This is a genomic window from Nocardia asiatica NBRC 100129 (assembly GCF_000308415.1).
In the GTDB taxonomy this organism is placed as follows: Bacteria; Actinomycetota; Actinomycetes; order Mycobacteriales; family Mycobacteriaceae; genus Nocardia; species Nocardia asiatica.
The window spans coordinates 1-21,492 of record NZ_BAFS01000246.1; the positions used below are offsets into that span (position 1 = coordinate 1).

Here is a 21,492-nt window from a genome sequence, read left to right on the forward strand (position 1 = left end):
GAACGCCTCGATGTCGCGGCTGCGCACCTGATCGAGCAGCTCGGCGAAGGTATGCCCGGGGTCCACCTCGCCGCGCAGCGCGAGTGTGTTGACGAACATGCCGATCAAGCCGTCCACCATGGCTTCGCCGCGCCCGGCCACCGGTGTGCCGACGACGACGTCGCGGGTGTTCGACAATCTGGCGAGCAGGACGGCGTACGCGGCGTGCGCGACCATGAACAGCGTCGCGTCGTGGTGCTGGGCCAGCCGGTTCAGCGCCGCGTGGACCGGGGCGTCGATCTTGAATTCGTGGGTGGCGCCGCGGCCGGAGAACACCGCGGGCCGGGGCCGGTCGGCAGGTAGATCCAGCCGCTGCGGCAGGTCCGCCAGGCGTTCTCGCCAGAAACCGATCTGACGGGCGAGGATCGAGGTCGGATCGTTCTCCTCGCCGAGCATCGCGCGCTGCCACAGGGTGTAGTCCGCGTACTGCACGGGCAGCGGCTCCCAGCTCGGAGCTCGTCCGTCCGCCCTGGCCGAATAGGCGGTCATCAGGTCGGCGGTCAACGGTCCCATCGAGGAGCCGTCCGCGGCGATGTGGTGGATCACGGCCACCAGTACGTGCTCGGTCTCGTTCGAGCGCAGCAGACGCAACCGGATCGGCGGCGCCGCCGTGACGTCGAAGCCCTCGAGCACGGCGGCTACCGTGCACTCGGGAATCTCGGCTTCGGTGACGTCCAGCACCGGCAGCTGGGGCACCGCGGCCGGATCCGATATGGCGTGCACTCGCTGGCTGCCCATGCCGTCGTGCTCCGGATAGCTGGTTCGCAACACCTCGTGCCGCTCGACCAGATCCCGGATCGCCGCCCGCAGCGCGTCCAGGTCCAACCGGCCGCTCAATCGCACCGCCAACGGGATGTTGTGGCCCGCGCTCGCCGGATCGAACCGGTTGAGGAACCACATCCGCTGCTGCGCATAAGAGAGAGGCACCCGCTCCGGTCGCGCCACCGGTCGCGGCACGGGCTGGGCCACCCGGGTCAGTTCGTCCAGCCGTGCGGCCAGTTTCGCCACCACCGATGCCTCGAACAGCAGCGCGACCGGAACCCTTACACCCAGCGCTGCGCCGAGCCGGGCGGCGGCTTGCGTGGCGATCAGGGAATTGCCGCCGAGTTCGAAGAAGTCGTCGTTCGCGCCCACCTCGGAGATCCGGACCTGCGAAGTGGCGCTCTCCGCGCCGCTGACCGGCGTGAGCAGCGCGGCGAAGATGCCGGCGACCACCTGCTCGGTCGGCGTCGCGGGCGCGCGGAACTGCCGGGTGGTGAGTACGGGCGCCGGTAGCGCGGCCCGGTCCAACTTGCCGACCGACGTCAGCGGCAGTTCGTCGAGCACCATGATCGCGACCGGGATCATGTATGCCGGAAGGGTTTTCGCCAGCAGGTCGGTGAGTTCGCCGGTGTCGAGTGCCACCCGGTCGCAGCTTCGGTCCCCAGTGGCCGCCACGCGCGGCAGCACGTAGGACACCAGCGCTTTGCCGCCGGACGGCAGCGTCGTGCCCACTGTCGCGGCATAGTCGACGTCGGGATGAGCGGTCAGCGCGTTGTCGATCTCATCGAGTTCGATCCGCAGCCCTCGGATCTTGACCTGGAAATCCACCCGGCCGTGATGTTCCAGCATTCCGGCCGGGGTGCGCCGGACCAGATCGCCGGTGCGATACATGCGGGTCCCGGGCACCGCCGCGAACGGATTGGCGACGAATCGGTCGGCGGTCAGGCCGGGCCGCCCGAGGTAGCCCTGTGCCAGCGCCGGTCCGGAGAGGTACAGCTCGCCGATCACGCCCGTGGGCACCATCCGTAACCGCGCGTCGAGCACATGGACGCCCAGGTTCGGCACGGGGGTACCGATATGGGTCGGCTCGCCCGCGCGAAGCGCCTCGGTGCCGGTGGCGAAGATGGTGGTCTCGGTGGGGCCGTAGACGATGTGGAAGGACCGGTCACCGTTCGCCCACCGGGCCACCAGTTCGGGACCGACGCGCTCCCCGCCGCACAAGACGGCTCGGAGGTCGTCGAGTCCGGCCGGATCGATCGACTCCAGCGCGGCCGGCGTGATGCACAGATGGGTGACCCGCTCACGGCGCAGCAGATCCGCCAACTCGGCGCCGCCGAACACCGTGGGCGGGGCCACGACCAGTGTCGCGCCCGCTGAGAAGGCGAGCAGCATCTCGATCACCGAGAAATCGAAGCTGGGCGTGCACAGATGCGTGACGCGCGAGTCCCGGGTCACCGCGCGGACGGCTATCTCGTGTTCGACCAGGCTCGCGAGTCCGGCATGGGTGACGGCGACGCCTTTGGGCTTGCCCGTCGAGCCGGAGGTGTAGATCACGTAGGCGAGGTGCTGTTCGGTCAGCGGACGCAGCCGATCGAGGTAGCAGATCGAATGACCGGGCCGGTCGGCGACCTTTTCCCGGTGCGCCGAGCCGTCGAGTTCGATCCACGCGGTCCCCGCAGCGGTCAACGCCTCCCGATGCGCCGATACGGTGAGGCCGAGCACGGCCCCGGAGTCCCCGATCATGTGCGCGACGCGATCGGCGGGATAGGCGGGGTCGATGGGCAGGTAGGCCGCGCCGGTCTTCGCGACCGCCCAGACCGCCAGCACCGACTCCATCGAGCGGGTGATGGCCACCGCGACGACGTCACCCGGCCCCACCCCCGAGCCGATCAGATAGCGGGCCCACCGCGAGGACATCTCGTCCAGCTCCCGGTAGCTGAGCTCATGCTGATCAGCTGGATCGCCGGTCGGATTATACCGAAGGGCAACGGATTCGAACGACGTGTCGACGGCTGCGGCCAGCAATTGCGGAAACAGGAGATTGCGTGCTCGTGAATGAGGGGCGCGACGTGCGGAACGGCGTGTCGGGGTCATACGGTGGCAGGTTCACTCTCTGGTCGATCATCATCCGCTCTGGCTATGGAGCCAGAAGCAGTGCCTCAAATGCGTGAACCATGACCCGAGCGTGCAGGACGGACCTTAGCGAACGCCGATCCGATCGGCGCGTCGAGGTTAGGAGGGCTCACAGGTATACCCCGGCGCACTTTGGGCTACGACATGGTGTGATGTGAATAACCTTCATTTCTGTAGGATTTCAATGTGATCAAAATCACTAGCTTTGGACCCGCTAGGGCCGGCTGATCGCCCCTGACGAGCAATTGACCATCCGGTAATTTACCTTTGAGTCAATTCAAGGGAACGGAGACCGGAGATGGCGACAAGGTCATGGTGGGGATGGGGGAACCGCGAAGACGCCGTGACCGGCCCCGAGCGGGAGGCGCTGACGAAGCGCGTGGCGGCACTGCTCCCGGACGCCGAGTTGGCAGTGCACGAGGCGCCGGACCCGCGATCACTGGATGTGCCTCCGCCGCGTGTCCGCGTGCCGGAAACACTGGCTGCGCTGGCCTCCGAAGACCTCCGCGATCGGGTCGCGCACGGACACGGGCAGGCGTTCCGTGACGTCGTGCGCAATCTGCTCGGCCGCGTCGAGCACGTACCCGACCAGGTATTGCGGCCGCGTACCGAGCAGGACGTGATCGACATCCTGGACTGGTGCGCGAGCGCGGGCGTCGCCGTGGTGCCGTTCGGCGGCGGAACGTCGGTGGTGGGCGGTGTCGAACACCGGTCCGCCGATGCCTACGCCGGGTCCATGGCCCTGGACACGAGCCGTTTGGGTTCGGTCGTCGAACTCGACCGCACCAGCCGGGCGGCGCGGATACAAGCGGGCATCCTCGGCCCGGCGCTGGAAGCGGCCTTGCGGCCGGAGAATCTGACACTGCGGCACTTCCCGCAGTCGTTCGAGTTCTCCACCCTCGGCGGCTGGCTGGCCACCCGCGCGGGCGGCCACTACGCGACCGTCCACACCCACATCGATGACATGGTCGAATCGATGCGGGTCGTCACACCGGCCGGGATCAGCGAATCGCGCAGACTGCCCGCGTCCGGTGCGGGCCCGTCGCCCGACCGGATGTTCCTCGGTTCCGAGGGTGTTCTCGGCGTCATCACCGAGGCGTGGATGCGGTTGCAGGATCGCCCGCGCTGGCGGTCCGGTGCGTCGGTGCTGTTCGCCGGCTACGAAGCCGCCGTGACCGCGACGCGCGCAATCGCCCAGTCCGCGCTGTATCCGGCCAACTGCCGGCTGCTGGATCCGGTGGAAGCGTTCATCAACGCGGGCACCGACGCGGCGGGCGGGGTGCTGGTCCTCGGATTCGAGTCCGCCGACCATCCCGTCGACGAACCGATGCGCCGCGCCGTACAGATCTGCCGCGAGCACGGCGGCGCCATCCCGGACGGCGTTCGCGGCACCGACTCGGCCGAAGACCCGGTCCGCACGGCCGCCGCCGACACTTGGCGCTCGTCGTTCCTGCGCATGCCGTACCAGCGCGACGCGCTCGCGGCCCAGTCCATGATCGTCGAGACTTTCGAAACCGCTTGCACCTGGGACAATTTCGAGGCCGTGCGCGCGGCGGTGCGGGAAGCCACCACGTCCGCGTTCCGATCCGCCGGCGTGACCGGTGTGCTGACCTGCCGGTTCACCCATGTCTACCCGGACGGACCCGCGCCGTACTTCGGCGTCTACGCGGCGGGCCGGTGGGGACGGACCGTCGAGCAGTGGGACGAGATCAAGACCGCCGTATCGGAAGCGCTTCACGGCAACGGCGCGACCATCACGCACCACCATGCCGTCGGCCGCGACCACCGTCCCTGGTACGACCGCCAGCGTCCGGAACCGTTCGCCGCCGCGCTGCGGGCGGCCAAAGCGGCACTCGACCCCGCGGGAATCCTCAATCCCGGCGTGCTGATCGACCCGACCACTCCCCCGTCCCCCCGGGACACGCCGTGAGCAAGCCGGGCACGAAGGGCGTTCCGCGCGAGCGACGGGAGGAGCAGATCCTCGACGTCGCCACCACCGAGTTCGGCGAACGCGGCTACGCCGAGGCTTCCGTCGCCGAGATCGCCTCGGCGGCGGGAGTCTCCAAGCCCCTCGTGTACGCCTACTTCGGCTCCCGGGACGGACTGCACGCGGCCTGCGTGCACCGCGCCGGGAAGAGCCTGGTCGATGCGGTCGCGGCCGCCCAGTCCGCCCACGGCGCCCACGATCGGGCGCTCGCGACGCTGACCGGCATCTTCCGCGCGCTGGACGGGCGCACGCAGAACTGGAAGATCATTTACGACGCAACACTGCCCCGGCGGAGCGCGGCCCACGCGGTGGCCCGGGAATATCAGGACGCCTTGAACGGCATGGGCGCGGCGGGCGTTGCCCAGGTGCTGGCCGATGCGGGCATCCACGACGCCGACGATCATTCGCTGCTGCTCGCGCTGTGGTTCAGCGTCGTGTCCACCACCGTCTCCTGGTGGAGCGACCATCCCGGCCACACACCCGAGGACATGACCGAACGCTGCCTGCGCCTGTTCGCCACCATCCGCGCGACCGGCGCTCGGCAACCCTGACCATTCGATTGCTCCCGGCTCAGGCGCTCGGCGCCAGGGCGCGCAGGGGCCGGTCGAGTTCCCGGCGGTAGAAGTCGAGGAAGCCATCCGGATCGGGACCGGCGTTCTGCATCACGAGATGGTCGAAGCCCGCGTCGACGTACTGCTTCGCGGCGTCGAGATAGCGGGCCGGGTCCGGACCGCAGGCGAAGTTGTCCAGGATGTCTTCCAGGCGGACGGTGGTGGTCGCGGCGGCGAAGTTGACCGGGTTCGGCAGCTCGCTCATCACCTTCCACCCCGTGACCGCCCAGCGCGTCGTGTCCAGCACCGCTTTCGCGGCCGTCTCCTCGTCCGGAGCCCACGCCGTGCCGACCTCCGCGTAACGCGGGCCGGTGCCGCCCGCCGCGCGATAGCGATCGACGATCTCGGCCTTCGGCTCGGTGGCGAACAGGCCGTCACCGAGTTCGGCGGCGATCCGGGCAGCCTCCGGACCGCCCGCGGCGACCGCGATCGGCGGAAGAGGGTCGGGCAGATCGAAAACGCGAGCTTCGGAGACGGTCAGGAACTCGCCGTCGTAGGAGTGGTAGCCGCCGCTCCAGAGCAGGCGAATGATCTCGAGCGCTTCGCGCAGCATCCGCTGCCGGATGCGCACGGGCGGGAACTCCCGGCCGACGACATGCTCGTTGAGACGTTCGCCGGAACCGACACCGAGGGTGAACCGGTTGTCCGAGAGGATCGCCAGGGTAGCCGCCGCCTGCGCGATGATCGCGGGGTGGTACCGCAGGATGGGGCAGGTCACTCCGGTGGCGAGTTCGATCCGCTCGGTCCGCGCCGCGATCGTTCCGAGTACGGTCCAGGCGAACGGCGAATGCCCTTGGTTGTCCAGCCAGGGATGGAAGTGATCGCTGATCTCGACGAAGTCGAATCCGGCTTCTTCAGCCCGAACCGCTTGCCGGACAAGCTCTTTCGGACCGAATGCCTCGGCCGCCAGTTTGTATCCGATACGCATCGCCACCTCCTGGTTCGACAGCGGCCGGTCGCCTCACGAACCGACTCTCGGCGCGCGTACCCGCCATACGGCAGCGAAAACTTCGCCACGCGCCGTGCCGTCCACGGCACCGGATAAGCCGGACGCGCGCAGATTGCGCGCCCCATGCTCCGCTCAGTCCCGAGTCGGCCAGTAACTGGAGGCGTGGCGACCGCGCGGAACGTATGCGTTCTCGTCCTCGACCTCCGTGACGCCCAAATGCAGCAGTAACAGCACCGTCACCAGGCTGATGCTCACGATCAGCGGCGTGAGCAACTGCGCCGCGCCTGCCCCGGACGGCGGATGCATGTGCTGGGTCTCGTGCACGTGCATCGCGAACATACCCGTGTAGTGCATGCCGGACACCGCGACACCCATGACCAGCGCCGCGCCGACGGTGGCCAGCGTGCCACGGACATGCAGGGTGAACCACAGCGCGGCGGTCGCGGCGACCACCGCGATCACCATCGACAATGCGACGATCCGTCCGTCGTAGCCGATCGCGGCGTCCGACTTCATCGCATACATGCCCGCATAGTGCATCGCACCGACACCGAGGCCGGTGACGCCGCCGCCGGCGAACAGCGCCAGCATGCCCAAGGCCCGCTGGTGCGCGATGCGCAGCCCGATCCACACCACCCCGATGGCGATCAGCGCGCTGATCAATGTGATCGGGACGTCGTACCGGATCGAGGCGCCTTCGATGGCGAACCCGAGCATCGCCACGAAGTGCATGACCCAGATTCCGGTGCCGCCGATGGCGATCGCCGCGGCGAGCAGCCACCCGTCACGTGCGGAACCGGTGCGGGATCTGGCCATGCACCGCAATCCCAGCAATGAACCGGTGAACGACATGAGATAGGCGATGACGGGCGTGAGCCACCCGTGGCTGAAGTGATCGATTTCCAGCACGCGACACTCCCTCGCTGGATAGATTCGGACCGCGGGTGTGACGATGCGCGAATCTCATATAGTGAAACTGCAGGTAGGTAGTTTAGAGTACTACTATCCTCTTTAAAGTCATAGGACGAGTTCCGGTTAGCGGGACGCATGCCAGGCACCTGGTGAGCCGTACGCATTTCGGCTCGCGCCACTCCGCCTGGTAAGCGGACACCATGACAGCTAGCGGCTGGCGTACGAGGTGACACGGCGGAGCGCCGTTCCGTACCCCACCGCGGCGCACCACCCGGTGCGCACCATGGAAACCGAGAATTCGCCGCACGAGCGGCAAGCGATCGAAGACAATGAGTGAAACGGCCGCGACCAGCGAATCGACTCCTCATGGACACTCGAACCGACGAGATAGCCGAGAAGATCTACCGCATCTCGACCTTCATTCCGGAGGTCGGACCGACCGGCTTCACCTTCAACCAGTTCCTCATCGACGCCGAGGAGCCGCTGCTGTTCCACGCCGGCATGCGGGCGCTGTTCCCCGTGGTCGCCGGGCAGATCGCGCGGATCATGCCGGTGGAACGGTTGCGCTGGGTCACCTTCGGGCACGTGGAAGCGGACGAGTGCGGTGCGATGAATCTGTTCCTCGCCGCCGCACCGCACGCGCAGGTGGCGCACGGTCTGCTCGGGTGCCTGGTCTCCCTCGACGATCTGGCGGATCGGCTACCGCGCCGGCTCGCCGACGGCGAGGTGATCGAGCTCGGCGGTCGGCGCGTACGGCACCTGGACACTCCGCACGCGCCGCACAACTGGGAGGCGCGGGTGCTCTACGAGGAGACCACCGGCGTGCTGTTCTGCGGCGACCTGATGACCCAGCTGGGCAACGGACCGGCGCTGACCGCCTCGGATCTGGTGGAGCAGGCAGGCGTCGCGGAGGACGTCTTCCATGCCACCTCACTCGGCCCCGCCGTACCCGCCACCCTGAATCGGCTGGCGGAACTGGCGCCCACCACGCTGGCGATCATGCACGGCTCGAGCTTCACCGGCGACGGCGCCACGGCACTGCGCGATCTCGCGCGGGACTACCAGGCTCGCCTGGACGCCTGAGCGGCGCTGTCCCCGCGCGACGACCTCAGGCGGCATGCCCGACGTGCTGCGCGGACGCGCCGATGACGGTCGGCTCGGCGCCGACGAGGGTCGAGAGAAACGCTTCCTGCTCGCGGCGTCCCCGCGCGGCGGCGCGCTCCAAGCCGCCCGGCAGGACCCGGGCCAGCCCTGCCCGGACGAGATTCACCGGGATGCGCAGCACCGGATACCACGGCGGCATGTAGGCGGGAAGGCCGAGTTCCCGCATGGCGGACGGCCCGAGGAAGGCGCTCGCGATGGACAGGTGCTGAGCCCGCGCGATCCGGCCACGCAGCGCGGGCAGGTTCCGGTAGTGCCAGTGGAGCGGATCGTCCGCCATCGGAACGGCGAGCTGCGGCGTGGTCTCGTCGGGGTTGGTGATCGCGGTGAGACTGTGGTACAGGATCCGGACGGCGTCCCGGAATCCGTTGGGCAGGAACCGATCCTCGACACCGATCAGCCAGCCGACATAGCGGGCGAGGTGAGCGGCGGAGTCGAGCTCGCGAGGAGTCGAGAGCAACCCCATCGCCAGTCCACCGACGAAAGGCGCGATCAAGGCTCCGACCAGCGTCGCGGCCATGTCGGTCTGGTTGATCGGCACGCCCCATTCGTCCTCGCGCCAGTCCGGCATCGCCGCCACATGACGGCGCACCAGGGCGTGGATCAGCCGCACGTGGACCGTGGACTGGTAACCGCGGCCGAGTGGCGCCATTCCGCCCTCGGAGGTGACGTCGAGCGCCCACTGCAGCGTTTCGGCGAATCGCTTGGCCGGCCCTTTCTCGAGCGCGCCCGTGCGAAGCAAAGTCTTGTTGAAGCCGGAGGCCAAGTAGCCGCCGAGGAAGGAGACGTCGCGCGCGATGTAGAGCCCGTCCGTACCGCCGCGGCGGAACACCCGCTCGGCGCACTCGATCCGCTCCCGGTCCAGCCATTCGGGTGGGGTCTGCACCCGGACGAAGAATGCCCGCAACGGCTCCGGAGCGTCCGGCACGTTCTCGATACCCTCGCGCAGCGCCCGGTCGAACAGCGCACGGGTGCGGCCCATGCCTTCTCGGTACATCCACTCCACCAGGTCGTCCATCGGCTGGTCACCGATGAGCAGCGCCTCGCCCAGATCCCGCCATTGCTCCGGCCCCGGCTTGTCCAATCCCAGCAGCAGTGCGAACGGTCGCAGTCCCGGAACGCGGCGTGGAGCCTCCGGGTGACGCAGCGGAAGTGGCTTGTTCATCGTCGCTCTCCTTCGAGCAGGCACTGATGCCGTGCTTCACCATCGGCACGATGGCGGCACGGACGAATTCGCGCGTCGCGTCGTCCTCGGCGAAGTCGACGCAGGCGGTGGGGGTCAACATGACCGAATGGGCCAGTCGCGCGATCATTTCCGCCACTGGCAGGGCGTCGTAGCGGGCGATGAGCTCCAGCTCCTGCGCGCGCTCGAGCAAGCCTGCGATGTAGCGGATACCCAGCGACACGATCTGGGCCCCGCGCACGGTATAGAAGGCAAGGGCCTCCTCCGGTGCGACGGTGAGCAGCCGGTGGACCAGCCGATGCATCCGCGTCTGCCGCAGCACGTGCAGCACCGTTTCCTCGATCCGGAGGTCGGCGTCGGTCGCGGCCACAGCGATGGCGGTGACCTCGGCCAGCATGCGCTGGGTTTCCCGTTCCAGCACGGCGTCGACCAAGTTCTCCTTGCCGGTGAAACGGCGATAGATCGTGACGCGGTTGACCCCGGAGCGTTTCGCGATGTCGTCCAGGCTGCTGCGCCTGATCCCCACCTGGAGGATCCGATCGAGGGCCGCGTCCATGATCCTCTCGTCGACAGCGTCCCGGCTCGTGCTCATGCATCAAAGCTAGTAAGATTGTTACATTGAGTCAATCCCTCGATCCGCGGGTGCCCGCCGTCGATTCCGGCAGCGGGTGAGAGCTGCCGCGGCCTCGCCAGGTCGACTCGGGGTCGCGGAACCATTCCTCGAAGTGCTGTAGCCGCAACTCCGGCCCGATCCCGAAATGCACGTGCAAATGCGATTTCGATAGCGGCGCCGCACCTTTCGGCACAATCACAGTTAACGATCTCGACGCCGATTCGAAGGCCGATCCCGCCGCGCCGGGGCCAGCGGGCTCACGCCAGGCCAGATCATCCATCCCCGCGAGAACTCCCGGTGAGCGATACCCGAAAGCGGCACGACCGGGACGATCGCGGCCCGGGTGACCGCTGCGCGGCGGCGGCGCACTGAGCGATCCGCGCATCGGCCGCCACTCGCACGACCGAAATCCGTGACACCTGGCGAACTTCTAGCGTTTCTTCGTATGTCTCGCCCGGGTAACGGCGTATGGTCGCGCTATGCCGACAGTGACGTCGATCGACACCGGAGCCGAACACCTCGCCTGCTGGGTCACCGTCGTCGGGCAACGGCTACATCAGTTGCCGGCCGCGGACCCGGACGTGCTCCTCGCGCACGCGATGAGCGGGTTTCTCGCGATCGGGCGAGCGAGCATGGCCCTGCTGACCACTTCCGCGAATCCCACCGACATCCGCGACCACGATCTGGTCTTCGAGATCACCGCCGACGCCGAACGCTGGCTCACCGACGCGGCGACCGAATCGGTGGTCAACCAGGTCACCGACCGCGGCGAGCACATTCAGCGCTACCTCAGCCCGGTCGCGCTCGACACCGTGGCGAAAGCCCGCCTGCGACGCTGCGCGCAGGCGACGGCGATCCACACCCGTGACCTGCTGCTCGGTGTCGACGCCGATCCGGCAGCGTCGGACGAGCTTCGGGACTTGGCCCGCGATCTCGCCGCGCGAGCGAACGTCATCGCCACCGTCTACGCCGACGACCCGCAACAATTGCTCTCCATGTCCAGCAGGTGACCCGGCGATTCCGTCGCGTCCGCCGACGGCCGCGGCGTTCACATCCGCGCCGCGATGATCGACAATGGTCATATGGCGACGGTGCTGCTGGGCGGCGACGTCATGCTCGGCCGGGGTGTGGACCAGATTCTGCCCCATCCCGGCGATCCGAGGCTGCGCGAACGATACGTCGATGATGCACGAACCTACGTGCAGTTGGCCGAACGCGCGTACGGCGAGTTCACCCATCCGGTCGGCTACCGGCAACTGTGGGGTGATGTCCTGCCGATCCTCGCCCGCATCGACCCCGAGGTGCGGTTGCTCAACTTGGAGACTTCGATCACCGCCGACGGCGCGTTCGTCCCCACGAAAGGCATCCACTATCGGATGCATCCGGACAATGTGCCCGCGTTGACCGCGATCGCGCCGCTGGTCTGCGCGTTGGCCAACAATCACGTCCTCGATTTCGGCATTCCCGGAATGGCCGACACGCTCGCGGCGCTGGATGCCGCCGGTATCGCCCATGCGGGCGCCGGTCCGGACCTGGCGGGCGCGCGCGCTCCCGCCACGGTGGAACTCGCCGACGGGCGCCGGGTGGTGATCCTGTCGGTCGCCGCCGGTTCGAGCGGGGTCCCGGAGGCATGGTCGGCCCGGCGCGGCCGACCGGGGCTGTGGCGAGTGGGGTACTCGCCCGGCGCGGCGGCGGCCGAGGAAGTCGCGGCCGAGATGGCGGGGTACAAGCGGCACAACGATATCGGCATCGTCTCGGTGCATTGGGGCCCGAACTGGGGCTACGAGGTCGCGCGCACCGAAACGCAGTTCGCACACCGATTGATCGACGCCGGCATCGATCTGGTGCACGGGCACTCCGCGCACCATCCGCGGCCGATCGAGATCTATCGCGGCAAACCGATCCTGTACGGCTGCGGTGACGTCATCGACGACTACGAAGGCATCCGCGGTCACGAGCGCTACCACGCCGATCTGCACCCGCTGTACCTGGTGTGCATCGATCCCGGCTCGGCGGAGGTCCGGCTGATCCCCCTGCGCGAGCGGCACATGCGCCTGGAGTGGGCGCCGCGCAGCGAATCCCGCTGGCTGTGCGAGAAGATCGAGGACATCAGCCGGGGCTTCGGCACCCGCGTCGCCCCTCGACCCGACGACCTGCCGGTCGTGTTCAGTGCGGCACGGCGGTGAGATGGCGGTCGAACCATTGAGCGGCCAGGTCGGCGACTTGCTCGAGCGCACCGGCTTCCTCGAAGAGATGCGTCGCTCCGGGGACGATGTCGAGTTCGCTCGGACATGGCATCCGTAGCTGGGCCTCCCGGTTGACTTCGAGCACCCGTCGGTCGTTGCCGCCGACGATGAGCAGTGTCGGTGCGCGGACCGAACCCAGCCGCGGACCGGCCAGATCCGGTCGGCCGCCCCGCGAGACCACCGCCGCGATCTCGGTACCCGGCTCGGTCGCCGCCCACAGTGCGGCGCCCGCGCCGGTGCTGGCCCCGAAGTATCCGGTGGGCAGGCCACCGAGGTCCGGCCGCGTCCGCAGCCAGTGGGTCACATCGACCAGGCGTCGAGCGAGCAGCGGGATATCGAAGACCTGCGCGCGATCGCCCTCCTCCGCGACGGTCAGCAGGTCGACCAGCATCGTCGCGAACCCCGCTGTGTTGAGGACCTCGGCGACGAACCGGTTGCGCGGACTGCGCCTGCCGCTGCCGCTGCCGTGCGCGAAGGCGATCAAGGCGGCGGGTTCCGGCGGCACGGCCAGTACCCCGGCCAGCCGGATGCTTTCCGACGGCACGACGACCTCTTCGATCCGCGTCGAGGAGCGGGGAGCGGATGGCATCGAACACCTCCTGCTATCCGGCCTACCCGACGAGGTCCGTCGTCGCAAGAGGGATCGCTCGACCGAGGTCACATCAGCAAGTCGGTGCGCCCTCGGTGCCGGAGTGATTCGGGCGAGGCTCCGGCCCGCCCGGTGCGGTCGGCAGCCGACGGTCAGTCCTTGTCCTCCGGTTCGGCCGGCGGCCGCTTCGACGCGACGACCTGGACCTGCCACGGCAGCCGGAACAAACTGCCGGATCTGTTGCGGATCCACTGGGCGACGGCGGCGACGGCCGAGCCGAGCGACGTCGCGCCGGCGAGCAGCGCCCACGGGGTGAGCCCCGCCGACGAGTACGCGACTTGCCCGACGCCCGGCACTACGAGTCTGCCGTTGCCGAACGCCCAGTTGATGAACGACCCGACCTGGCCGCCCAAATCCGTGCGCCGTCCGACCATCGCCTTCAGTTCACCGCCCTTGCTGTTGACGTAGAGCACGGTGAACACCACCAACAGCGCGGCGAGCAACGCGGAAATCGTCGCCAACCGGTTGAGGGCCTCGATGCGCAGGCGCAGATTGATCACGATCGCCAAGATCGTGATGACGATGGCGGCACAGGCCAGCAGAGCCCAGAAGCCGGTGATCTGCGCGGGGCGCGGTCCCGACTTGGACCAGACGTTCAGGAACTTGGTGGTGATCTGCATCCGGCCGAACGCGTTGGTGCTGACGCTGCCGTCCGCGCCGCGCGCCGTCATCCAGGGCTGGAAGAGCAACAGCAGCGTCACGAGGCTGCCGACCGCGGCCCACACGTAGCCCCAATACCCGCGCAGCGCGACCAGAATTGCTTTCGCCGGTACTGCGCCCCTCTCCGCCCAGTTCTGCTGTGGAGGACGGCCGTCTCCAGTTTCTTTCGACTGCCAGGGCGTCGGCTGCACCATTGTCTCAGTTTAGGGGCGGACAACCGCGCGATTCGGGCGTGGCCCACCGCCAGTGGGAAGTGGACCACGCCATGGTGGCGAGCGGTCCGGGCCTCCACCGCGACGTTCCGGCTGCGCCGTTGGGCGAAGGTTGGCCGGTACGAAGGGTCGCGCCCGGCCGCGGAAACTTCGCCGGTGGGAGGGGTCAGCGCCCCGTCTGGACCGGGTCGCGCCGGAAAGAAGATCACGCACAGTGATCGAAGTACACAATTCGGACAGCGGATGGGTAATAAGGATTCTTTCGGTTTGTTTCCCGCCGAAATTCGGTGCCCGCACCCCGGAAAAGGCACCGATGGTGATCTTCCTGTTACGCAACGCCGGGGAACTTGACATTTCTTTGCCTGGCGCTGCCCGGCCTTAGGGTGAAGCATGAAATCCGTGAGTCATAGATAAGTTTCACTCGAGTCAAAGGATGTACAAATGTCCATGAGAATCACGAAAATCGTCGCCGCGACCGCAATGGCCTTGTCCGTTGGCGTCATCGCAGCTCCCGCCGTTTCCGCCGAAACACCGTCGGACGCAGCGACGCCGGTATGGGGATCGGTCGTTCTGTGCGTTCCGCTCGGCAGCGTCGTTTGGTGCATCTGAGTCCTACGGTGCGGCCGCACCGGACATAGAGCGGCCGCACGAATCCGTTCCACATCCGCGCGAGTCCGGACCAGTGATGTGCCGGGCATATCGCAGACTCGCGCTCGAAACCGACGTCTGGAGGCACAACCGAGCAGCTGCCGCCGCGCGTGGATCGACCGATGCGGCGCAGCTGTGATCGGGACCTGGTCATGTCACACCGGCCGAAGCCGCTTCGTCTACTCGTCGAACCACTGAATCCGGAGAGGGTGCGATGCGAGTAGCAGTCATCGGGGCGAGCGGGCTGATCGGCCGGGACGTGATCGGCATACTGCAAGACAAGGGCCACGACGTCGTCGGGATCGCCCGGTCGACCGGGGTGGACGTCTATACAGGGGAAGGGTTGGCGCACACGCTGGCCGGCGCGGATGTCGTGGTGGACGCGGTCAACGCGACGACTACCGACACCGAAGCGGTGACGGACTTCTTCCGCACCATCGCGCGAAATGTGCAACGCGAGGCGGCCGCAGCGGGGGTGCGGCGAATCGCGTTGATCTCCATCATCGGCATCGACCGATTCACCTCCGGGCACTACGCCGGAAAACTCGCTCAGGAGAACGCCTACCGACAAGGCCCGGTACCGGTGCGAATCCTGCGCGCGGCCCAATTCCACGAATTCTCCGAGATGATGCTCGACTGGACAACCCGCGGCGACACGGCTTACGTCCCGAAGTACCGGGCTCGGCTCGTCGCCGCCCGAACGGTCGCCGAGCAATTGGCCGAATCGGCCTTGGCGCAGAACGGGCCGGAGTTGGCCGAGATCGCCGGACCGGAGGAATTCGACCTCGCCGCGGCCGCGGCCGAAGTGGCGGCTCGACGGGGCCGGCCGGCCCGAGTGGAAGAGATCGTCGACACCGACGACCCGAATCACGAATTGCAGGCCACCGGCGCCCTGTTGCCCGGCCCCGGCGCGATCATCGCCGGGCCGACGTTCGGGCAATGGCTCGATCGGAAATATCCCGTCCAGCCGTGACTCCGGGCCGCTCCGGCTCGACCGCCAGGACCGGGGTGCCGTCGCCGGCCTTCCGCGATCGAGCCCGCGCGCGGCAGCCCCGCCCGTTCGCTTGACTTCAGGTCGACCTCAACTCGCAAGCTGAGCGCACCACGAGGAGAGGCAACCATGACAACGTTCGGAGAAAAGCAGAGCCGGGACTACGACCAGCGGGCCACTCGCCTGCTCGGCGGCCTGTATCGCCACATCGCCACCGACATCGACGCGGCCGCGCAGCCGGGCGCGTGGGTGCTCGACGTCGGGACGGGACCGGGGAAGCTGCTGGAGCAGGTGATCACGCGGCGATCCGATCTGCGACCGCATGGCGTCGACCTGTCACCGCACATGATCGCTCTCGCCGAGGCTCGGCTGTCCGGCGCGGCCGAACTCTCGGTCGGCGACGTCGGCGCGCTTCCGTACCCCGACGACAGCTTCGACCTGGTCGTCTCCAGCTTGAGCATGCACGAATGGCCGCGGGTCGGCCAGGCGATCGCGGAGCTGGCGCGCGTGCTGCGTCCCGGCGGAGTGGTCGCGATCTACGACTTCCGATTCGTGCGCGCGGCGGACGCGCTCGACGCGTTGCGCCGTCGCTTCGAGGCGGCGACGGTGCGGCGCGAGCCGGTGCGCCCCCGGCGCCATCCCGTCGCGCTGTATTCGCGGCTCACCGCCCGCGCCGCCTAGAGTGCGGGTATGGCGGGCGGCGACATGTCGATCGGTGAACTCGCGGCGCGGTTCGGGCTGGCCACCCATGTGCTGCGGCACTGGGAGGATGCCGGATTGCTCGCGCCGCGACGCGACGGGGCAGGGCGTCGCCGGTATCACCCCGCCGACGCGGAGACCGTGGCGATGATCCTGCTCGGCAAACAGGTCGGCTTGTCGCTGGACGAACTCGCCGCCCTGTTCGCCGAGGCCGCCGACCGCATCGCGCGCCGCGAGCTGCTGCGCGCGCATCGCGACCGGCTCGCGCACCGGATCGCCCGGGACACCGCGGCGCTGTCGACCATTTCGCACGCTCTGGACTGTGACGCCGAGGACTTCCGCGAGTGCCCGCACTTCCGGACCAAGGTCGCCGACGCGCTCGCCGTGGTCACGAACAGGTCGAGTCCGGAGGGTAAATTGTTATAGCGCAAGAAAATCCGTCGTGACGGTGGAGTTTGTGACCGCCTCGCCGCCCCGCGCGATTCCGGCGGCGCGCGGGGGGTTCCGCGCTTGTTCTCGCGGATTAGGATCGAGTTCCGCGAACAGTGACACAGCAGACCGTGACACTTCGACCCGATAGAGGTGCCCCATGGGCAGGACAATTCGAATCCCGGCGGCCGAACTCGCCGACCATGTCGGCGAATCCGTCGTCGGTTACGGCACCCTCACCCAAGCGGGAGTGGTCCAGCCGGGCGGCGATCTCGTGGTCGCGGTGTTCGGCGTGGAGACCGATCGGCGCGAGAAGTCCTTCACCCCAGGTCAATTGGTCGAACTGGAGGTGACCGACTAGCAGAGACGGCCGAGCGGACGCATACGGCGGACGACGCGGGCCGCGTCCGGCTCCACCGCTGCCCTCGACCGGCTCATCCGATCAGCGCGTTCATGATCGTCCCCGCGCTGGTGGCGATCACGCCGCCGAGCATGCCACCCGCGACCATCTTCGCCGACGCGAGTGGACCGCCGTTCCACTTCTCCCAGGCGAATTTCCCGCCCGCGTAGGCGATGCCGGTGACACCGGAGAGAATTACGAACCAGGTGAAATACCGGAACAGCTGGAGGATCTTCTCCGAGTTCGGAGGAGCCTCGGGGACGGGATCCTCCACCTGGGCCATGAGCAATGCTTCGACTGCCGTATGGATCATCATTGATCTGTCTCCGTCGCGTTTCCGCAGGGCAAGTTATACGCAATCGCTATGACGTTCGAAGTATCGCGATCTCCGCGGCCGTCGTCAACCCTCGAACCGGACAGCAGGACATCCCCGGGTCGGCGGCCACCCCTGCAATCGGTGTCGAATCGCCCAGGCCGGGTAGTGCGGGGGTGTGAGCTACCACGGCGACAGCGCAGCGGCGGGCGACCTCGATCCGGTAGCCGCGCGGGCGGTGATCGAGCAAGCCAAGGGCGCGGTGATGCTGGTCTACGGGGTCGACGCCGACGAAGCGTTCACGCTGCTGCGCGTCCGATCCCAGGAAACCAACACCAAGCTGCGGGTTCTCGCCGCCAACGTGGCCGCGGAACTGCCGTCGATCGGCCTGCGGGCGGTCCCCGGCGAGCTGCGCACCCGCGTCACCCGATTGCTGTCGACGGCGCATGAGCAAGCCCGGTGACCGTCCGCCGACCAGCGGGGGGCACCGACCGATTTCACCGCCGACGATCGAGGGCGCGTTCCGGACTCAGCGCTCGGACAGCTGGTTGTCCTGCGATTGTCCGCACCGGAGGAACGGGGCGTTACCGCTTCCGGCCGACAACGAACACACGCCGGAACGGCAGCCAGGTGGTGCCGTCGCCCCGTCGGGGGTAGGCGCTGCGCAGCAGCGGAGCGAGCTGTGTGGTGAACTCCTGCCACCGCGCGTCGTCGAGAGCGCCGCGCACCGGTCGCAGCGCGGTGCCGGTGACCCACTCCAGCACCGGGTCCGCACCCGTCAAGCGCTGCAGGTACGTCGTTTCCCAGGCATCGACCTCCGCGCCCGCGGCGTCGAGCAGGTCGGCGTATCCCGCGGGATCGAGCACCGCCCGCGGCTCGAGTATGCCCGCTCGGCCGAGAACGTCGCGCCACTCGTCACGCGCGGCCACTTGGCGAATCGCGCGGTGCGACGGCGCGTCGAAGTTTCCGGGCACCTGGACGGCCAGGAACGCGCCCGTGGGCAACTGCCGCATCCACTCGGTCAGCAGATCGGCATGACCGGGCACCCAATGCAGAACCGCATTGCAGACGACGACATCGGTCTGCGCGCTCGGCCGCCAATCCTGCACCGCTCCGAGCGTCGCGTCGATGCCGCGAGCACGCGCCGCCGCGACCATCTCCGGGGCGGAGTCGAGGGCTTGGACGATCGCGCCCGGCCAGCGCCTCGCCAGGACCCCGGTGAGATGGCCGGGCCCGCAGCCGAGGTCGACCACCACCCGCGGCTCGGCCGCCGCCACCCGGCTCAGCAGATCGATGAACGGGCGCGTCCGATGGTCGTCGAACGCGAGGTACTGCTGTGGATCCCACATCGGCCGCTCCGAGGCTCGCTACCAAACCGTACGTACGTACTGTACGCCCTCGCCCCGCTCCGCGTCCTCGGCGCCGGCCGGGCCGTGGACCAGACAGTAACTCGGTTCCGTGTTCAGCGATTCCTGGAACCGCCACGCAAGGTCCGCACTACGACGGTCATCGCTCGATCCTGCCCGACCCGCCCGCGGCACGGTGACCTGCGAACACGCCCGAAGCGGGAAAGCGATTGTCTATCACGGTTTCGTAACGGGCGGTGCTGGGTATTACATAGCTATGACGGATCACCGACCAACCCGGATCGCCGGTGTGGAACCGGGAACCGGCGCGCTTGCTTTGACCACGTGCCTTGCCTTTTCGATCGGCATCGCCACGATCACGCAGTCCGTGTTCTCCACTGTCGTGGCGTGTGTGAGCATCGTGGCGGGGCTCACATTGGTACTCAACATCTTGCCGCACCGGACCTAGCCCGCGCGGATCTTGCCTCGCACGCCGAATCCTGGTGGCATCTACCCGAAACGATGTCAATCGGAGGCAGGCATGCTGTCGTTGCAAGAGATTTCGGATCGACTCGAGATCGAAGACCTCATGGTGCGCTATTCGCACGCGGTCGACACTCGGCAGTGGGATCTGCTGGACCAGGTGTTCACCCTGGACGCGCACATCGACTATTCGGCCATGGGCGGCTCGATCGGCGATCTGGCGGCGACGAAGGAGTTCCTCGCCTCCGTGCTGCCGAACTTCCCGGCATTCCAGCACTTGATCAGCAACTCGTCCATCCAAATCCGCGGCGACACGGCCACCGGCCGGACGATGTGCCACAACCCCATGATGGTGTCCGGCGGTGACGGGCCGCCCACGATGATGTTCTGCGGACTCTGGTACCTGGACACGTTCGTCCGCGTCGACGGACAGTGGCGCATCAAGTCGCGCGTCGAGGAGAAGAGCTTCCTTTTCGTCGCGCCGTCCGCACCCGGGATGGGCTGACGCGGTCGGAAGTTGCCGCGCCTCAGTGCGCGGACAACGCCGAGGTCTCGTCGGACCGGCGCGTCGGCTCGGCCTGCGCGGGCTCCGCGCGCTCGGTGACCGAGCGCCCGCTGGTGAGCAGGAACAGCACGACCAGCGCCACGCTGAACCACACGTAGGTGTTGCCGATGAAGTGCTGCCAAGGCGTCCACGCGGACTCGCGATGCTCGCCGTCGGGCAGCCAGTTGTGCGGGCCGATGACGAACACCGCCGCGCTCGCCACGAATGTCGCCCACCAGCCGATCGCCCGCCGAGCGGGCAGCCGGGTCGCGTATCCGACGACGGCGAACAAGGCAGGCGCGATCCACACCCAGTGGTGCGACCAGGAGATCGGCGAGACCAGCAGCGTGAACACGGCGTTGATGGCCAGCACGAGCGCGGGCAGGTCGGCGGCGCGGCGCATCGCGGTGACGACCAGTGCCAGCAGCAACGCGCCGAGCACCAGCCACAGAGCGGTGAACGCGGGCTCGGGCACTTCGAATCGAGCGAACACCGCCTGGATCGACTGATTGGTGTGGAAGGCCGAGCCGCTCAGCCCGGACACGTTGCCGAGGCCGCCGAACCAGTACTTGACAGACTCTTTGGGCAGGACCGCGAAACCCAGCGCCGTCGCGGCCGCACCGGTGACCGCGGCGGTCGCGGCGGCGCGGTAGTCGCGGCGGACCAGGAAGTAGAGCACGAAGGCGGCGGGCGTGAGCTTGATGGCCGCGGCGATGCCGATCAGCATGCCCCTCGGCCAGCGCGGCTTGTGGGTGAGGCAATCGGCGGCGACCAGCGCCATCAGCAGCAGGTTGACCTGGCCGAAGTCCAGCGTGGAGTGAATCGGCTCCAGCAGCAGTCCCAGCGGAGTGGCGCAGGCGGTGGCCCAGACCGCCAGCCGCCGCTGCGATTCCTCCGGCCAGACGCGCCGCGCCACCAGATAGAGCGTCAGGGCGAGCGCCGCCACCGAGGAGACGAAGAAGCTCAGTGCGGCCACATCCCACGGCAGCATCGCGAAGGGGCCGAGCGCGAGCGCGGCGAACGGCGGGTAGATGAACGGCAGACCCGCGCCGATGGTGGTCTGCGGCAGTTGCCCGTACATGTCGGCGCCGTGGCGCATGGCGTCCACGCCCAGCCGGTACACCTGCAGGTCGATGAACCCGCCGGTGATCTTGTGGAACGGCCAGACCGGTGTCAGCAGACAGTACGCGGAGAACGCGACCGAGAGGATCGGCGCCAGCCGCATCACACGCCCGAGTCGACGGTTCCGGGACATCGGCGTTGCGGCGGCGGCGGTGACACTACTCATCCGCGGCGACTATACCGACCTCCGTCCGCGTCTTCAGCACATGGGAGGCAGATCGGCGTCGGTGGCGTGAGGGCCGCGGAAACGGGTAAGCCGCCACCAGCACCAGGCAGTGCGGGGAGGCCCGCGGACGGAAGTCGCGACCCCGGTGAGGCAGGAGGCGAACAGCGATGAAGGCACCCGGCGCCGCGATGTTCGTGCCCGAGGACGCGGATCTGGCGCGCCTGCGGCAAGCGG

General features: G+C 68.2%; 21 protein-coding genes and 1 pseudogene. 12 read left to right on the plus strand and 10 right to left on the minus strand.

Translation table 11 applies throughout. The features are described 5' to 3' along the window. The coding region (locus ON27_RS24150) for a non-ribosomal peptide synthetase (protein WP_043732355.1) at nucleotides 1–2,895 on the minus strand (2,895 nt) is incomplete at its 3' end. A gap of 337 nt (nucleotides 2,896–3,232) precedes the next feature. On the opposite strand from ON27_RS24150, the gene ON27_RS24155 reads away from it, so the two are divergent. Continuing rightward, complete coding sequence (locus ON27_RS24155) at nucleotides 3,233–4,864, plus strand: FAD-binding oxidoreductase (protein ID WP_043732304.1); 1,632 nt, start codon at nucleotides 3,233–3,235, stop codon at nucleotides 4,862–4,864. Further along, a complete protein-coding gene (locus ON27_RS24160) occupies nucleotides 4,861–5,472 on the plus strand; it encodes a TetR/AcrR family transcriptional regulator (protein WP_043732310.1) in 612 nt (203 codons plus the stop codon). The genes ON27_RS24155 and ON27_RS24160 overlap by 4 nt, the downstream gene beginning before the upstream one ends. A 19-nt stretch (nucleotides 5,473–5,491) precedes the next feature. Here ON27_RS24160 and ON27_RS24165 read toward each other — a convergent pair whose 3' ends face one another. Continuing rightward, nucleotides 5,492–6,460: a TIGR03557 family F420-dependent LLM class oxidoreductase gene (locus tag ON27_RS24165; RefSeq protein ID WP_043732314.1), complete on the minus strand. Its 969-nt coding sequence runs from the start codon at nucleotides 6,458–6,460 to the stop codon at nucleotides 5,492–5,494. Nucleotides 6,461–6,613: 153 nt separating this feature from the next. Next, nucleotides 6,614–7,390, minus strand: coding sequence for an MHYT domain-containing protein (locus ON27_RS24170; protein ID WP_043732317.1), 777 nt, complete (start codon nucleotides 7,388–7,390; stop codon nucleotides 6,614–6,616). Nucleotides 7,391–7,759: 369 nt separating this feature from the next. Between ON27_RS24170 and ON27_RS24175 the strand changes: the two genes are divergently transcribed. After that, complete coding sequence (locus ON27_RS24175) at nucleotides 7,760–8,476, plus strand: MBL fold metallo-hydrolase (protein WP_043732320.1); 717 nt, start codon at nucleotides 7,760–7,762, stop codon at nucleotides 8,474–8,476. Between the two features lie 25 nt (nucleotides 8,477–8,501). Here the strand turns inward: ON27_RS24175 and ON27_RS24180 are convergent, their stop codons facing one another. Next, nucleotides 8,502–9,665, minus strand: a complete 1,164-nt coding sequence (locus ON27_RS24180) for an oxygenase MpaB family protein (protein ID WP_280410800.1) — start codon at nucleotides 9,663–9,665, stop codon at nucleotides 8,502–8,504. Continuing rightward, nucleotides 9,580–10,329, minus strand: coding sequence for a TetR/AcrR family transcriptional regulator (locus ON27_RS41475; RefSeq protein ID WP_245560084.1), 750 nt, complete (start codon nucleotides 10,327–10,329; stop codon nucleotides 9,580–9,582). The genes ON27_RS24180 and ON27_RS41475 overlap by 86 nt, the downstream gene beginning before the upstream one ends. Before the next feature lie 500 nt (nucleotides 10,330–10,829). On the opposite strand from ON27_RS41475, the gene ON27_RS24195 reads away from it, so the two are divergent. After that, complete coding sequence (locus tag ON27_RS24195; protein WP_043732330.1) at nucleotides 10,830–11,360, plus strand: hypothetical protein; 531 nt, start codon at nucleotides 10,830–10,832, stop codon at nucleotides 11,358–11,360. 54 nt (nucleotides 11,361–11,414) lie between these two features. Next, nucleotides 11,415–12,536: a CapA family protein gene (locus ON27_RS24200; protein WP_043732334.1), complete on the plus strand. Its 1,122-nt coding sequence runs from the start codon at nucleotides 11,415–11,417 to the stop codon at nucleotides 12,534–12,536. Here ON27_RS24200 and ON27_RS24205 read toward each other — a convergent pair. Together ON27_RS24205 and ON27_RS24210 are read right to left on the minus strand one after the other, a co-directional pair. Further along, nucleotides 12,517–13,158: pseudogene (locus tag ON27_RS24205) on the minus strand (dienelactone hydrolase family protein); the annotation flags it as partial. The gene ON27_RS24200 and the pseudogene ON27_RS24205 overlap by 20 nt on opposite strands. Before the next feature lie 179 nt (nucleotides 13,159–13,337). Continuing rightward, entirely contained in the window at nucleotides 13,338–14,099 is a 762-nt protein-coding gene (locus ON27_RS24210; protein WP_157227301.1) for a hypothetical protein, read from the minus strand. A 459-nt stretch (nucleotides 14,100–14,558) separates the two neighbouring features. Here ON27_RS24210 and ON27_RS43970 point away from each other — a divergent pair, with 459 nt between their 5' ends. The 5 genes from ON27_RS43970 (at nucleotide 14,559) to ON27_RS24230 (ending at nucleotide 17,245) form a co-directional block, all read left to right on the plus strand. Then, nucleotides 14,559–14,726, plus strand: a complete 168-nt coding sequence (locus tag ON27_RS43970; protein ID WP_169334529.1) for a hypothetical protein — start codon at nucleotides 14,559–14,561, stop codon at nucleotides 14,724–14,726. 253 nt (nucleotides 14,727–14,979) lie between these two features. After that, the gene (locus ON27_RS24215) at nucleotides 14,980–15,738 is read left to right on the plus strand and encodes an SDR family oxidoreductase (RefSeq protein ID WP_043732338.1); all 759 of its coding nucleotides are present in this window, start codon (nucleotides 14,980–14,982) and stop codon (nucleotides 15,736–15,738) included. Nucleotides 15,739–15,885: 147 nt separating this feature from the next. Then, nucleotides 15,886–16,437: a class I SAM-dependent methyltransferase gene (locus ON27_RS24220; RefSeq protein WP_043732342.1), complete on the plus strand. Its 552-nt coding sequence runs from the start codon at nucleotides 15,886–15,888 to the stop codon at nucleotides 16,435–16,437. Nucleotides 16,438–16,446: 9 nt separating this feature from the next. Further along, a complete protein-coding gene (locus tag ON27_RS24225; RefSeq protein ID WP_043732345.1) occupies nucleotides 16,447–16,881 on the plus strand; it encodes a MerR family transcriptional regulator in 435 nt (144 codons plus the stop codon). Between the two features lie 163 nt (nucleotides 16,882–17,044). Beyond that, nucleotides 17,045–17,245 (plus strand): hypothetical protein, encoded by a 201-nt coding sequence (locus ON27_RS24230; RefSeq protein ID WP_043732348.1) that lies wholly within the window; start codon nucleotides 17,045–17,047, stop codon nucleotides 17,243–17,245. A gap of 73 nt (nucleotides 17,246–17,318) precedes the next feature. Here the strand turns inward: ON27_RS24230 and ON27_RS24235 are convergent, their stop codons facing one another. After that, nucleotides 17,319–17,597 (minus strand): hypothetical protein, encoded by a 279-nt coding sequence (locus ON27_RS24235; RefSeq protein WP_043732364.1) that lies wholly within the window; start codon nucleotides 17,595–17,597, stop codon nucleotides 17,319–17,321. Between the two features lie 178 nt (nucleotides 17,598–17,775). Between ON27_RS24235 and ON27_RS24240 the strand changes: the two genes are divergently transcribed. Beyond that, entirely contained in the window at nucleotides 17,776–18,060 is a 285-nt protein-coding gene (locus ON27_RS24240; protein ID WP_051046951.1) for an ANTAR domain-containing protein, read from the plus strand. A 121-nt stretch (nucleotides 18,061–18,181) separates the two neighbouring features. Here the strand turns inward: ON27_RS24240 and ON27_RS24245 are convergent, their stop codons facing one another. Next, nucleotides 18,182–18,946, minus strand: coding sequence for a trans-aconitate 2-methyltransferase (locus ON27_RS24245; RefSeq protein ID WP_043732350.1), 765 nt, complete (start codon nucleotides 18,944–18,946; stop codon nucleotides 18,182–18,184). A gap of 538 nt (nucleotides 18,947–19,484) precedes the next feature. Between ON27_RS24245 and ON27_RS24255 the strand changes: the two genes are divergently transcribed. After that, a complete protein-coding gene (locus tag ON27_RS24255; protein WP_043732353.1) occupies nucleotides 19,485–19,931 on the plus strand; it encodes a nuclear transport factor 2 family protein in 447 nt (148 codons plus the stop codon). 22 nt (nucleotides 19,932–19,953) lie between these two features. Here the strand turns inward: ON27_RS24255 and ON27_RS24260 are convergent, their stop codons facing one another. Further along, on the minus strand, nucleotides 19,954–21,258 hold the full coding sequence (locus ON27_RS24260; RefSeq protein ID WP_051046952.1) for a glycosyltransferase 87 family protein: 1,305 nt from the start codon (nucleotides 21,256–21,258) through the stop codon (nucleotides 19,954–19,956). Nucleotides 21,259–21,492: the final 234 nt, after the last annotated feature.